Genomic DNA, 13349 nt, shown 5'->3' with positions numbered 1-13349 from the left:
AGCAGGATACTTCGATAACCGGCGGGGATACGGCGACGGGCCGGAGGCCGTCGAAAACGACGGTCTCCGGCCCATTTGTGGCCGCGTGGGACGGTTCAGGCGGTGGCGGGCGAAGCCGGGGACTCGGCTTTGGCTGCCGCGTCAACACGCCTCTGTTCCACCCGTTTGGCCTGCTTGACCAGGTCGGGTTCGCCCTGCCGCAGCGCGGCGTACAGCGGAGCCGCGATGAAGATCGTGGCGGCAGTACCCACCAGGATGCCCACGAACAGCGCCAGGGACAGGTCCCGCAGGGTTCCGGCACCGAGCAGCCCGGCACCGATGAAGAGGATCGCGCCGACCGGCAGGATGGCCACCACCATGGTGTTAATGGACCGGACCAGGGTCTGGTTGATGGCGAGGTTGACCTCTTCTGCGAAGGTCCGCCGGGTGGAGGCCTGCATGTCGGAGGTGTTCTCCCGGATCTTGTCGAACACCACCACGGTGTCGTACAGCGAGTAGCTGAGCACCGTGAGGAAGCCGATGATGGCCGACGGCGTCACTTCGAAGTCGCTGAGGCCGTAAACACCGGCGGTCACGAACATCGTGACGGCCATGCCGACAAGTGCCGAGAGCGACATCTTCCAGGTCCGGAAGTAGAGCGCCATCAGGACGGCGGCCAGGCCCACAAAGATTGCCAGGCCCATCAGCGCCTGCTTCGTGACGTCCGCACCCCAGGTGGGGCCGACGAAGGTCGAGGTAACTTCGTTATCCGTCACGCCGTAGGCCTTGGTGAGGCCTTCCTTGATCTGCAGCGTCTCGTCGTCGGAGAGCTTGTCCGTCTGGATGCGCATGGTGGTGCCGGCGACGTTAGCCACGCGCGGCACGGACCCCGCCACGACGTCCTTGACGGCCTTCTCGCCGAGGGAGGCCTCGGTGGTCTTGACGTTGGAGACCGTGAACTCGGAGCCGCCGCGGAACTCGATGCCGAGGTTGAACCCACCCTTGGCGACCGGGATCAGGATGGAGAGGGCGACGGCGATCCCGGCGATCAGGAACCACAGCTTCCTGTAGCCGACGAAGTCGTACGAGCGCTTGCCCGTGTACAGCTCATTGCCGAATGTTGAGAAGTTGACCATTTACTTGCCCTCCTTGGACGCGCTCTTGGAGGTACCGGCGAGCTGTGCCTGTTGTGCCTGATCCTGCTTTTCGGCGAGGCGGCGTTCTGCAATGGTCATCCGGCGTTCTGCCTCGGCGGCGGCGCCGGTGTTCTTCGCGCGCACCACTGCCACGGGCTTGTCCTCCGGGGTACGGACCCGGCCGGCACCGCGGTACAGCGGGACGGCGCCGAGGCGCTTCGGGTCCAGGCCCGAGAACCGGTGGCCTTCGCCGAAGAACTTGGTGCGGGCCAGCAGCTGCAGGGTGGGGTGGGTGAACATGAAGACGACAATGAGGTCGGCGATCGCGGTGAGGCCGAGGGTGAACGCGAAGCCGCGGACGTTGCCCACTGCCACGAAGAACAGCACGACGGCCGCGAGAAGGTTCACGGCCTTGGACGCGAGAATGGTGCGCTTGGCCCGCTTCCAGCCGTTTTCGACGGCCGAGACCAGGCCGCGGCCTTCGCGGAGCTCATCGCGGATGCGTTCGAAGTAGACGATGAACGAGTCGGCTGTCTGGCCGATGGCCACGATCAGGCCCGCGACGCCGGCGAGCGAAAGCCGGTAGTTTTCGGTCCAGCCGAGGATGGCGATGGCCAGGAACGTCAGCACCCCGGCGATCACGAGGGAGGCCACGGTCACGAGGCCAAGGGCCCGGTACTGGAACAGCGAGTAGACAAACACCAACAGGAGGCCGATCACGCCGGCGAGCATACCCATGCGAAGCTGCTCACCGCCGAGGGTTGCCGAGATCTGCTGTTCGCTCTGGATTTCGAAGCTGATCGGCAGGGCACCGAAACGGAGCTGGTCGGAGAGGGCCTTGGCCGACTCCTCGGTGAATCCACCGGTGATCTGCGGCCGGCCGTCGGTGATGACGGCGAGGGAGCGCGGGGCGGAGATGACCTGGTCGTCCAGGACGATCGCGAACTGGGATTTCGGATCCGAGCCGGTCTGGCCGCCGCCGGCGGCGTAGAACTGGTACAGGCGCTCGGTGATTTCCTTGAACTTGGTGGTGCCCGCGTCATCGAACTGGATGTTGACGGCCCATTCATTGGTCACGGCACCCTGTGCGCCGCGCTGCAGCTGGAAGGAGGAGGACTTGATGTTCGAGCCCTTCACCTCCACCGGACCGAGGATGTACTTGATGGCCGGCGAGTTGGCCGAGGCCGGCTCGCAGGTCACCAGCGGCTTGGTCGGGTCGGAGCGCTGCTGCTTGTCCTGGGAGGGGTTGTCGCAGTCGAGGGCCTCAAACTGCTTGTAGACCTCGGGGGTAATCCAGTTCTCGTCGCTGCTGTTGGCGGGCGCGGCTGTCGGCTTCGGCAGCTGGGCATCCGGGGTCCTGGAGGCGGCGGGGACTGCTGCGCCGGGGCCGGTCTGGATGACCGGGCGGAAGTTCATGTCGGCGGAAGCCTGGATCAGCGCACGGGTTTCCTTGGCAGGGGTTCCTGGGAGGCTGACGACGACGTTGCGGCCGGACTGCGTGCTAATTTCCGCTTCCGCGACGCCCGAGCCGTCCACGCGCTGGCGAATGATCGCCACGGCCTGGTTGAGCTGGTCTTCGGTGATACCCGAACCGCCCTCAACCTTGGGCGCCAGGATCATCTGGGTGCCACCTTCAAGGTCCAGTGCGAGCTTTGGAGCCCAGCCCGCCTGGCCGGCCATCGTGCCGCCCGCCAGTACAGCCGTCATGGCGGCGATGATTACGCCAAGCCAGACCAGCATCCTGATGGCTGAGTTTTTGGGGCCAGTTCGTGCCATTGTCGATCTTTCTATTATTTACGGCGGATCCGCCGGCGCGGGCTCTGGGCCCCGCCGACGGATACCCGCAACCGTTGCTTCGCGGGATAGCTCAGGTAGGCAGACTAGCTGTCTTTTTTGCCTTCATCGTTGAGGCGGCGCAGGGTTTCCTCGGGCGTTTCGGTGCGCGGCGCATCGTGGACGGGGGCGCTGGCGTCGGTCCCCTCAGCACCCAGCTTCTCGGTGGTCAGCGAGGACGCGTCGTCGGGAACGACCGTGGGCTCCTCGGCGGCGACAACCGGCTCCACAATTTTGGTGACGGCCTGGCGGTGCACGGTGGCGGTGTTCCCCGGGGAGAGCTCCAGCGTGACCTTGTTCTCGGCCTCATCGATGTCGATGATCCGGCCAAACAACCCGAAGCTCGTCATGACCTCGACGCCGGGGCCGAACTTCGACTGGAGCTGCGCCTGCTGCTGCTGCGTTTTCTTGTTGCGGCGGAACATCATGAAGACGAACACGCCAAGCATCACGAACAGGAGAATTGTCATTAGATCCAAGGGGAAAGTTCCGTTCTTTACTTGCATAGCTGTTTTTCAGCAACGTCCGTTTGTTCCTGACGGCGCGGGCAGGGGTCTGCGCAGCAAACTGGCAGCGAGACCGTCCCCCAGACCGCCGGCGGCTACCTGCTCTCCGCCCACGGAAACAAAACCCGGACGTGCCGAGCGTCATACCAGTCTAAAGGGAAAAGCTGAAAGAACGGTGCTAGCGGCTGTTTCGTATCCACTGAGGATCGGTTTCTTCGCCGGGATCCCCGCCGGACCCGCCGATCGGGCTCTCGCCCAGCTCGTCGGCCTGGAACAGTTCCAGCGGGTCCTGGCCGAAGGCACCGGCCGGAATGGCGAAGCCCAGGTGTGTCCATGCCGGCGCCAGGGCTATCCGGCCGCGCGGCGTCCGGCCCAGGAGTCCTTCACGCACCAGATAGGGCTCGGCGACCGTTTCCACGGTCTCCGTTTCCTCGCCGACGGCGATCGCGAGCGTGGACAGGCCTACCGGCCCGCCGCCGAACTTGGTGATGAGGGCCTCGAGAACGGAACGGTCCAGCCGGTCCAGGCCCCGCTTGTCCACCTCGTACATGTCCAGGGCCGCGGAGGCCGCCCGCGAGTCGATTTGCTCGATGCCATGCACGAGCGCCCAGTCCCGGACGCGGCGCAGGAGCCGGTTGGCGATGCGTGGCGTGCCCCGGGACCGGCCGGCAATCTCGCTGAACCCGGCGGAGTTGACCTTCAGGTCCAGCAGGCCGGCGGAGCGGCGCAGGACCAGTTCCAGCTCCTCAACGGAGTAAAACTCGAGGTGGCCGGTGAAACCGAACCGGTCCCGCAGCGGGCCGGGAAGGAGGCCGGCCCGCGTGGTGGCGCCGACCAGGGTGAAGGGCGGCAGCTCCAGCGGAATGGCCGTGGCGCCGGCGCCCTTGCCGACGACGATATCGACGCGGAAATCTTCCATCGCCATGTACAGCATTTCCTCGGCCGGCCGGGACATGCGGTGGATTTCATCCAGGAACAGGACCTCGCCCTCCGAGAGCGAGGACAGGATGGCCGCAAGGTCGCCCGCGTGCTGGATGGCCGGGCCGCTGCTGATCCGCAGCGGGACGTTCATTTCGGCGGCGATGATCATGGACAGCGTGGTCTTGCCCAGGCCGGGAGGGCCCGAGAGCAGCACGTGGTCCGCGCTGCGCCCACGCATGCGCGAGGCCTCCAACACGAGGGAGAGCTGCTTGCGGACCCGGTGCTGGCCCACGAAGTCGTGCAGGTTCTTGGGCCGCAGGGCGGCTTCGATGACCCGCTCCTCCGGTTCCTCTCCCCCGGCGACGATCGACGGCTCAGCCACGCGCGCCTACCCGGTTCCCGGCGCGGGCGCCGTCCTGGCCCAGCCAGCGCAGCGTCGCGCGGAGAATCTCCGCTACATTGCCGTTCGCCGCGAGGTCCGGGGAATCGGCCAGGGACTTGTCGATGCTGGCCGTGGCATCCTTTTCGGACCAGCCCAGGCTGGTCATCGCGGCCACCACCTGCGGCTTCCAGACGGATTCCGCGGACACGGCCGCGACAGGCGCGCCGGCGGTGCCGTGCGGCACAAGCTTGCCGGCGAGTTCGAGCACGATCCGGCCAGCCACCTTCGGTCCGATGCCGGGGACCTTCGTGAAGGCCTTGCCGTCGCCGGAGTGGGCGGCCACCCGGATGGCTTCGGGCTCGTGGACGGCCAGCACCGCCAGGGCGAGGCGGGGACCGACGCCGCTGACGCTGAGGAGCACATCAAACACCTCGCGTTCGTCATCGCTGGCGAAGCCGAACAGGGTCAGCGAGTCTTCCCGCACGATCAGGGACGTGAACAGCTTTCCCTCCTCACCCACCCGAAGGCCGCTGAGGGTCTGGGGTGTGGCGTTGACGCTCATGCCGGCGCCGTTGAGGTCGATCACGGCGGAGGACAGGCCAACATGCGCAACGGTTCCGCGAAGAAAACTGATCAAGGCCGGGCTCCTGGTCTAACTGGCGTCTACAACTGGGTGATGAAAGAACGTACAGCCGGGCACGCCGACTATCCGAACATATCTACGAATACCCTACCAAGCCCCGCTGCGTCACAGCCGGACATTCAGCGCGCACGGCGCGCTTTTGCCTCCGCGTCCGCCCACGCCCGCTGCGCCGGAGTGAGGGACTGGCTGCCCGGCCCAGTCGTGGCTACGGCGGCCCCGCTGCCGGCCCGCCAAGCGTGGGTGATGGCCAACGCAAGGGCGTCGGCGGCGTCGGCCGGGCGCGGAGGCGCGTTCAGCCGGAGGATCTTGGTCACCAGCTTGGTGACCGCATCCTTGTTCGAGGTCCCGCTTCCCGTCACGGCTGCCTTGACCTCGGACGGGGTGTGCAGCGCCACCGGGATGCCACGGCGCGCGGCGGCCGCAATGACCACCCCGGAGGCCTGCGCCACCCCCATGACCGTGCTGACGTTGAGCTGGGAAAAGACCCGCTCCACGGCGAGCACCTGGGGTTCGTAGCGGTCCAGCCACTCGTCGATGGACGTGGCGATGACCAGCAGCCGCTGGTCCAGGCTCTCCTCGGGAGAGGTGCCCACAACGCCGAAGGCCACCAAAGTGGCCCGCCGGTTCCGCTCGACGTCGACAACGCCTATCCCGCAACGGGTGAGGCCCGGGTCAACCCCCAACACGCGCAGCGTCACGGTTGGGCCGTCAAGACCGGGCCCCAAAGTCACGTTTGGGTGAGCGGGTCACTCGGCTTCCAGTGCGGCCTGCACTTCGTCGCTGAGGTCGGCGTTGCTGTACACGTTCTGGACGTCGTCGAGCTCTTCCAGGGCGTCCACCAGCTTCATGAACTTCTTGGCGGCATCAAGGTCCAGCGGCACCTGCATGGACGGCACAAACTCGGCCTCGTCGGTGTCGTACTCAATTCCGGCTTCCGTGAGGGCATCGCGAATGGCCTGGAGGTCGGTCGGCTCGGAGTGGATCTCGAAGCTGTCGCCGTTGTCCTTGACTTCCTCGGCCCCGGCATCAAGCACGGCCATCAGGACGTCGTCCTCGGTCAGGCCGTTCTTCGGCAGCGAGACGACGCCCTTGCGGGAGAAGAGGTAGCTGACGGAGCCGGGATCGGCGATCGTGCCGCCGTTGCGGGAGATGGCGAGCCGGACCTCGGAGGCGGCACGGTTCTTGTTGTCCGTTAGGCACTCGATCAGCAGCGCGGAACCCTGCGGGCCGCGGCACTCGTACATGATTTCGGTGTAATCGACGACCTCGCCGGTGAGCCCGGCGCCGCGCTTGATGGCGCGGTCGATATTGTCAGCGGGCACCGACGTCTTTTTCGCCTTGGTGACGGCCAGTTCCAGGCTGGGGTTGCCGGAGAGGTCGGGGCCGCCCATGCGCGCGGCGACTTCGATGTTCTTGATCAGCTTGGCGAACGACTTGGCCCGGCGGCTGTCAAGGATGGCCTTCTTATGCTTGGTCGTCGCCCATTTGGAGTGGCCTGACATGCTTTACGCTTCTCCTCTGATCATTCGAATAAACAGTTCATGCACGCGCTTCTCCCCCGTCACTTCCGGGTGGAAGGAGGTGGCCAGCAGCTTGCCGGAACGCACTGCAACAATTCTAGCCGTCCCGTCCAGTACAGCGGCATGCGAGGCATGCTCCGGGTCCGCGGGTTCCGCCTGCGCCAGGACCTCCACCCCTGGACCCACGCGCTCCACCCATGGGCCTCGGATGAACACGGCATGGACGGGAGCCACGCCGGAGCCGATGTCGCTGAACCCGAGCCCCCTGAAGTCCAGGTCCGTCTCGAAGGACTCGCGCTGCCGGCCGAAGGCGTTGCGGCGCACGGTGATGTCGAGTCCGCCGAACGTCTGCTGCGGGTTTCCGGCGAGGTCCTTCGCCGGGTCCGCGATCTCGTCCGCCAGCAGGATCATCCCGGCGCACGAGCCGTAGACGGGCAGGCCGGCCTGGATGCGTTCGCGCAGCGGACCCCGGAGCCCGAAGATCCGGGATAGCTTGTCGATCGTGGTCGATTCGCCGCCGGGGATGATGAGCCCGTCCAGGCCGTCGAGTTCGGCGGGACGCCGGATCCCGACGCCGGCGGCACCGGCGGCTTCCACGGCATGCAGATGCTCCCGGAAATCGCCCTGCAGCGCCAGGACGCCGATCCGGAGCCCCGTTCCCACGCGGGATTCAAGGGAAATAGAGGGGGTGGTCATCCCCACAGCATAATGCTCAGCGCGGCACGGTACGCATGGAAGACGCATGCAGCGGCCGCGGGCGTCCGGGTTCCATGCCGCTGCTGGGATATATTACAGAGCATGCTTTACTTCAGCGTTCCGCTCGGCAAGTTCGTCCGCCGGGTCTCCCGGCTCAGGGGCGGAGGCTCGGCCCTCCCCGGGCTTGTGGTCGAAAAAATCGACCCCGATTTCATGCGGCGGACGCTGTCCACGCTGCCGCTGGGGGTCGCCGTCGTCAGTGGCACGAACGGGAAGACCACCACCACAAAGATGGTCGTGGAACTGCTCGAGAGCCAGGGACTGAAAGTCTTCACCAACCGCACCGGCAGCAACTTCACCCGGGGCGTGGCCGCGGCCCTCCTGGGCGAGGTCGACTGGCGGGGCCGGCTCGATGCCGACGTCGCGGTCCTGGAACTGGATGAGGCGCATGCCGTCCACTTCGTCAACAAGGTCCCGCCGCGGTACAGCCTCCTGCTCAACGTCCTCCGCGACCAGCTGGACCGGTTCGGCGAGATCGACAAGACCGCCGAACTGCTCCAGCACATCGCGTCCAAGACCACCGGGACCGTGGTCCTGAACCGGGAAGACCCGCGCGTCGCCCGGATCGCCCAGACCCTGGACGGGCCGGAGGTGCTCTACTTCGGCCTCGACGATTCCCTGCTGAGCACCTTCCCCAACGACGACGACATGCGCGCCGCCCCGGGCAGCCCGGTGCCGGCCGCCCCCGCCCGGCCCGCCGCCGACGTGGTGTTGCGCCGCGTGGGCGCCGACGACGCCGATTTCGAGTACGACGGCGCGACGGTCACCACGGGGATGAAACTGCGCGGCGTCTACAACATCTTCAATGCCGCCGCCGCGCTGACCCTGGCCCGCGGCGTCTCCGGCGCCCGCGGCACCGGGACCGACCAGGCCGGCCTGCTCACGGCGCTGTCCAAGGTGGCGCCGGCGTTCGGCCGCGGCGAAAGCCTCGTGGTCGATGGCCTGCCGCTGGAACTGGTCCTGGTCAAGAACCCCAGCGGTTTCCGGCTCGGCCTCAAGTCGTTCCCCGCCGCCGGGTACGCCACGATGATCGCGATCAACGACAACTACGCAGACGGCCGGGACATGTCCTGGCTGTGGGACGTCGAATTCGACACGCTCCGCGACAGCGGCGTGGACCAGCTCACGGGCTCGCGCGCGTATGACATGGCGCTGCGGCTGCAGTACGACGACGTCGCGATCGGCGCCGTCGACACGGAGATTGCGCCGGCACTGGCAGCCTTCATCCGCGGCGGCGAAGGCAAGCCGAAGAGGATCTTCTGCACCTACACGGCCATGCTGGCCATCCGCCGCGAGCTGTCCAAAATCACCACAGTGGAGGTGGTCTCATGACCCCCGGTTCCCCCGAAACCCCGCACGAGCTGTCCTTTGGGCACGAACTTCCGCCCGAAGATTCCGCGGCCCCCAGCAAGGGAACCATCCGGGTCCTGCAGCTCTACCCGCGGGACATGAACATTTACGGCGACTGGGGCAACGCCCTGGTCCTCGCGCAGCGCCTGCGCTGGCACGGCTACACGCCGGAACTGCTCGAGTACAACGTTGGTGACCCGTTCCCTGCGGACGTGGACCTGATCGTCGGTGGCGGCGGACAGGACAGCGGACAGCTCGTCATCCAGGACGACCTCCTCTCGCGCGAGTCCACCCTGAAGCAGATGGCCGACGACGGCACCCCGATGCTCGTGATCTGCGGGCTGTACCAGCTGTTCGGAAAATTCTTCAAGACCCGGCTCGGGTCCGTCCTTCCGGGCATCGGCATCCTGGACGTGGAAACCCACGGCACTGACGAGCGCCTGATCGGCAACGTCGCGGTCTCCTCCCCCGAATTCGGCAGCATCCTCGGCTACGAAAACCACAGCGGCCAGACCACTCTGGGACCGGGCGTCGAACCGCTCGGGACGACGGCCAAAGGCACCGGCAACAACAGCACGGATGGCCAGGAGGGAGCCCGCTACCGCAACATCGTGGCGAGCTACCTGCACGGCTCGCTGCTGCCCAAGAACCCGGCTCTCGCGGATTTCCTGATCCGGACCGCCGTCGAACGTAGATACGGCAGCTTCACCCCGGGCACGCCGGATGACTCCTACGCGGTGCTGGCGCGGGAACACGCCGCCCGCCGGCCACGCTGACTCAGGTGGCAGGCGCCGAGGGCGGCACGGTCCGGATTGCGCGCGACACCCCGGAGCGCGAGGACGTCCTGCAGCTCCTTGGCGAACACCTCGCCGACATGTACGCGACCTCCCCGCCGGAAAGCGTCCACGCCCTTGATCCCGCCGCGCTGGCCGGACCCGGCATCAGCTTCTGGACCGCCCGGCAGGACTCACGGCTCCTGGGCTGCGCGGCGCTGAAACACCTGGCTCCCGGCGACGCCGAGATCAAGTCGATGCGCACCGCGAATGCAGCCCGCGGGCGCGGCGTTGCGTCGGCGCTGCTCCGCCACCTCCTGGCCGAGGCCCGGCACAGCGGCTACGAACGCTTGTTCCTGGAGACGGGGAGCCAGGAGTTCTTCGTTCCCGCGCGGCGGCTGTACGAGCGGCACGGCTTCACGGACTGCCCGCCATTTGCCGGCTACGAAGCCGACCCCAACAGCGTCTTCATGTCCCTGCTCCTGGACGCCGGGTAGCTGCCGGGCAGCTTTCCATGGACCCCGCCTGCCCTTATCGGCTCCGGACGAAGGCCAGGACGTCGCGCGGCACCCGCCTGCTCGATCCTGCCCGGATATGGCCCCATCGCTCGTAGACGATCAGGGTGCAGTCTGGAATCAATTGCGCGGTCTCCTCCGCAACCGCCCTCGGGAAGAACGCGTCCCGGCCGCCGCAGAGCAGCAGGACGGGCGGACGAATGAGCGGCAGTACCGCCCGCGCATCGAATGCGAACTCGGCCCGCGCCTCCGTCAGGACGTCCGCGGCGGGGCATCCGGAGGGGTCCAGCACGCGGCGGCCGACGACAGGTCCCAGCAGTTCCCGCAGCCACCGGGTCCGCGGACCCGGTAAGAGGTACTCGGCCAGGACCGTCCCGGCGCGGCCTGGGTCTCCGGCAGCAACGGCGGCGGCCATCCGCTCGTCCACGTCCTTGCCCCACGCGCTCAGTTCGGCCGCCGTGACCACCATCGCGATGTGCCCGAAGGACTGGGGATGGCGGGCGGCCAGATACTGCCCGATCATCCCGCCGAATGACTCGGCCACCACCACGCCGACCCGGCCGCCGAACTCCTCGGCGATCAGCCGGGCGTAGTCGTCCGCCATGTCGGCGCTGGTGTGCGACGCCGGCATGTTCCGCCGGCGGGTGACAATCCAGATCGCGTACCCGGCCTCCTGATAGGCGGCAAACTCCCGCCGGAACAGTCCGCGCAGCACCCCCTGGGGCACGAAGCTCCCCGGTCCTCCCTGGACGAACAAGAGCGTCTTCGGGCCCCGGCCCCACGTCAGGTATTCCATCCCATTGCTGAACGTCCCGCTCCTGGATTCCCGATCCCGCCGGTTTGCCCGGGCCATGATGCCGCCGGCCTACGGTGTTATCTGCGTCGTCGGCGTCGGCAGCGGCTGCGGCTGCCGGAGCAGCTCCGCGAACTCCGCCGGCCGGGATGCCGGCCACCAGTGGCCGCTGTCCACCCGGATCACCGTGAGGACATCCACCCAGGAATCCAGTCCGTCCACGAGGTCCGGCGACAGGAAGGAATCCCTCAGCGGCACCACCACCTGGACGGGCAGCGTCACGCGGCCGCCGGCCGGCCAGTTCACCGCCGAGAAGAAATTTGCGCGGTAAAGGGCCAGGCCGCGGATGGGATCATCGCCGACGTCGCGCTTGGCCGCCTGCCCATAGCGTTTCGTGAGGAAGAGGCGCCAGGCGGCCTCCGGCAACTTCGGCACAAGGAAGGCGGCGATGTACCAGCTGCGGGCCAATTGTCCGGCCAGCTGCGGCCACGCCCGGGGACGTGCATACCGGCTCCGCACCCAGCGTGCGAAGTGCCGCAGGTCCGGGCCCGAGATGGACGTGTACCGGCCGATCAGGCCCGCGGCCCTGGGGTCCTGGACGGCGGCCCAGCCCTGGATCGAGCCCCAGTCATGGCCCACAAGATGGACATCCACGGATCCGACGGCGGCCAGCACGGCAAACATGTCATCCACGAGCGTCTTCAGGGTGAAGTCCCCGGGGAGGCCCATGACGGCGGACGCGCCCGCGTTCCGGGTGTCGTAAGCGACCACGTGGTGGCTTCGGGCCAGATCACGGATGGCCGGCAGGAAGACCTGATGATCGTCCGGATAGCCGTGTACCAGCAGCAGCGTCGGCACTTCGGGTCCCGGCTCCCTGCCATACTCGAACACGGCAAGCTCGGCCCCGCTGGACGCGACGGTGCTCCGCCGTTCGTTGATCATCTCCATGCCGCCCAAGCTTAGGGCCCCGGGGTGAGAATAAGCTCATGGGCGCCCGCCGCCGCGGCGCCCATCGACTCCAGCACGGCCGTCGTGCGCCGGCGCGTGGCCGCGTCCGCCGCCGTTCCGGCGCAACGGCCCTGCGGCGCGTCGGCCGCCACCGAACACCAGCGGTAGGGTCCGCGGACCATCACCGACGGCGCCCAGGCCAGGTCCGAGGCGGCCCAGGACCCGGCCGCGTCCTGGCTGAACTGCACCCGGACCAACAGGCCCTCGTTGTTGACCACGAACGACGGCGAGAGCTCGGTGATGCCGTTGCCGAGCCCGTACACAATCCAGGTTCCCTTGTACTTCTCGATCGGCAGCACCGAATGGCTGTGGTGGCCGTAGATCAGGCTGAACAAGCCGCTGTCCACGAGCGCATGCGCGACGTCGCGCTGCTGGGTGTTGGGCTCGGCTGAGTACTCCTCCCCGGCGTGCATGACCCCCAGCACAATGTCCGCGCCCAAAGCCCTAGCCTTGCGTGCCTTGGAAATCATGGCATCGGGATCGAGCAGGTCGACCTGCCAGGGCTGCTCGGCGCGCAGCCCGTTGAGGCCGTATGCGGCATCAATGACGGCGATCCTGGCCGCGGCGGTCTGCAGGATCAGTATCCCCTGCGACTCCGCCTCGGTCCGGTACGAGCCCGTGTGCCGGAGTCCGGCGGCGTCGAGGGCGTCCAGGGTGCGGATGAGCCCCGCGGTGCCGCGGTCAACGGTGTGATTGCTGGCCGTCGTGCAGGCCTGATAGCCCACGCCGCGCACGGCGGTGATGATCTGCGGCGGAACGTTGAAGGAGGGATACCCGGAGAAGGGTCCGTCCGGGCCCGCCACCGGGGTCTCCAGGTGGCAGATCGCCACGTCGCTCTGCGCGATGTAGCGCCGCTGGCCCTCCAGCAACGGCGCGAAGTCCAGCCCCGCGGCGCCGGCCGCACGGGCGTCCTCGCGGGCCTGCTGCCAGAGCTGGGGATGGACCAGCATGTCCCCGGTGACCAGGACGGAGGTGCACCGGGCGGCCGCACAGCCTGGACCCTTCCCGGGCGTCGGCGTCGGTGTCGGTGTCGGTGTGGGCGTCGGGGTGCCCGACGGCGGCTGGGCAACGTCGGATGTTCCGCCGGTACCGCCGGCCGTGGGACCCGGGGGGTTATCCGGCCCGGCGAGGAGCCCGCAGGATGCCAGCATCGACCCGAGAACAACGGCCATTGCTGCGGTCAGGATCCGGCCCCGCGGCCTCGCGGTCGTGTTCTCCATGCCGCTCATCCTAT

Annotated in this window: 14 protein-coding genes; 3 read left to right on the top strand and 11 right to left on the bottom strand. The window is 67.7% G+C overall.

Annotated features, from left to right (window positions below):
* Nucleotides 1-95: 95 nt before the first annotated feature.
* From secF to pdxT, 8 genes are all read right to left on the bottom strand, one after another.
* Nucleotides 96-1115, bottom strand: a complete 1020-nt coding sequence (gene secF / locus ARTB_RS01810) for a protein translocase subunit SecF (RefSeq protein WP_028277691.1) — start codon at nucleotides 1113-1115, stop codon at nucleotides 96-98.
* A complete protein-coding gene (gene secD, locus ARTB_RS01805; protein WP_028277692.1) occupies nucleotides 1116-2891 on the bottom strand; it encodes a protein translocase subunit SecD in 1776 nt (591 codons plus the stop codon).
* Nucleotides 2892-2995: 104 nt separating this feature from the next.
* A complete protein-coding gene (gene yajC / locus ARTB_RS01800; protein WP_028277693.1) occupies nucleotides 2996-3418 on the bottom strand; it encodes a preprotein translocase subunit YajC in 423 nt (140 codons plus the stop codon).
* Nucleotides 3419-3632: 214 nt separating this feature from the next.
* A complete protein-coding gene (ruvB, locus tag ARTB_RS01795) occupies nucleotides 3633-4757 on the bottom strand; it encodes a Holliday junction branch migration DNA helicase RuvB (protein ID WP_243177351.1) in 1125 nt (374 codons plus the stop codon).
* A complete protein-coding gene (gene ruvA, locus ARTB_RS01790) occupies nucleotides 4750-5394 on the bottom strand; it encodes a Holliday junction branch migration protein RuvA (RefSeq protein ID WP_018773177.1) in 645 nt (214 codons plus the stop codon). The genes ruvB and ruvA overlap by 8 nt, the downstream gene beginning before the upstream one ends.
* A gap of 125 nt (nucleotides 5395-5519) precedes the next feature.
* Nucleotides 5520-6098 (bottom strand): crossover junction endodeoxyribonuclease RuvC, encoded by a 579-nt coding sequence (gene ruvC / locus ARTB_RS01785; protein ID WP_243177350.1) that lies wholly within the window; start codon nucleotides 6096-6098, stop codon nucleotides 5520-5522.
* 48 nt (nucleotides 6099-6146) lie between these two features.
* Nucleotides 6147-6902: a YebC/PmpR family DNA-binding transcriptional regulator gene (locus ARTB_RS01780; RefSeq protein WP_243177349.1), complete on the bottom strand. Its 756-nt coding sequence runs from the start codon at nucleotides 6900-6902 to the stop codon at nucleotides 6147-6149.
* A 3-nt stretch (nucleotides 6903-6905) separates the two neighbouring features.
* Nucleotides 6906-7616, bottom strand: coding sequence for a pyridoxal 5'-phosphate synthase glutaminase subunit PdxT (gene pdxT, locus ARTB_RS01775; protein WP_243177348.1), 711 nt, complete (start codon nucleotides 7614-7616; stop codon nucleotides 6906-6908).
* A gap of 102 nt (nucleotides 7617-7718) precedes the next feature.
* On the opposite strand from pdxT, the gene ARTB_RS01770 reads away from it, so the two are divergent.
* From ARTB_RS01770 to ARTB_RS01760, 3 genes are read left to right on the top strand one after another with little or no spacing between them, the layout of a single operon-like run.
* The gene (locus ARTB_RS01770; protein ID WP_028277698.1) at nucleotides 7719-9008 is read left to right on the top strand and encodes a Mur ligase family protein; all 1290 of its coding nucleotides are present in this window, start codon (nucleotides 7719-7721) and stop codon (nucleotides 9006-9008) included.
* A complete protein-coding gene (locus ARTB_RS01765; RefSeq protein WP_279293846.1) occupies nucleotides 9005-9802 on the top strand; it encodes a type 1 glutamine amidotransferase in 798 nt (265 codons plus the stop codon). Before ARTB_RS01770 ends, ARTB_RS01765 begins: the two co-directional genes overlap by 4 nt.
* Nucleotides 9803-9807: 5 nt before the next feature.
* Entirely contained in the window at nucleotides 9808-10296 is a 489-nt protein-coding gene (locus ARTB_RS01760; protein ID WP_243177347.1) for a GNAT family N-acetyltransferase, read from the top strand.
* 34 nt (nucleotides 10297-10330) lie between these two features.
* Here the strand turns inward: ARTB_RS01760 and ARTB_RS01755 are convergent, their stop codons facing one another.
* The 3 genes from ARTB_RS01755 to ARTB_RS01745 form a co-directional block, all read right to left on the bottom strand.
* Complete coding sequence (locus ARTB_RS01755; RefSeq protein ID WP_243177346.1) at nucleotides 10331-11110, bottom strand: alpha/beta fold hydrolase; 780 nt, start codon at nucleotides 11108-11110, stop codon at nucleotides 10331-10333.
* Between the two features lie 69 nt (nucleotides 11111-11179).
* Entirely contained in the window at nucleotides 11180-12055 is an 876-nt protein-coding gene (locus ARTB_RS01750) for an alpha/beta fold hydrolase (RefSeq protein WP_243177345.1), read from the bottom strand.
* Between the two features lie 11 nt (nucleotides 12056-12066).
* Nucleotides 12067-13335, bottom strand: coding sequence for a CapA family protein (locus tag ARTB_RS01745; RefSeq protein ID WP_243177344.1), 1269 nt, complete (start codon nucleotides 13333-13335; stop codon nucleotides 12067-12069).
* Between the last annotated feature and the right edge of the window lie 14 nt (nucleotides 13336-13349).

The organism is Arthrobacter humicola, assembly GCF_022803015.1.
Lineage (GTDB): Bacteria > Actinomycetota > Actinomycetes > Actinomycetales > Micrococcaceae > Arthrobacter > Arthrobacter humicola_A.
This window is presented reverse-complemented; position numbering and strand designations above follow the sequence as displayed.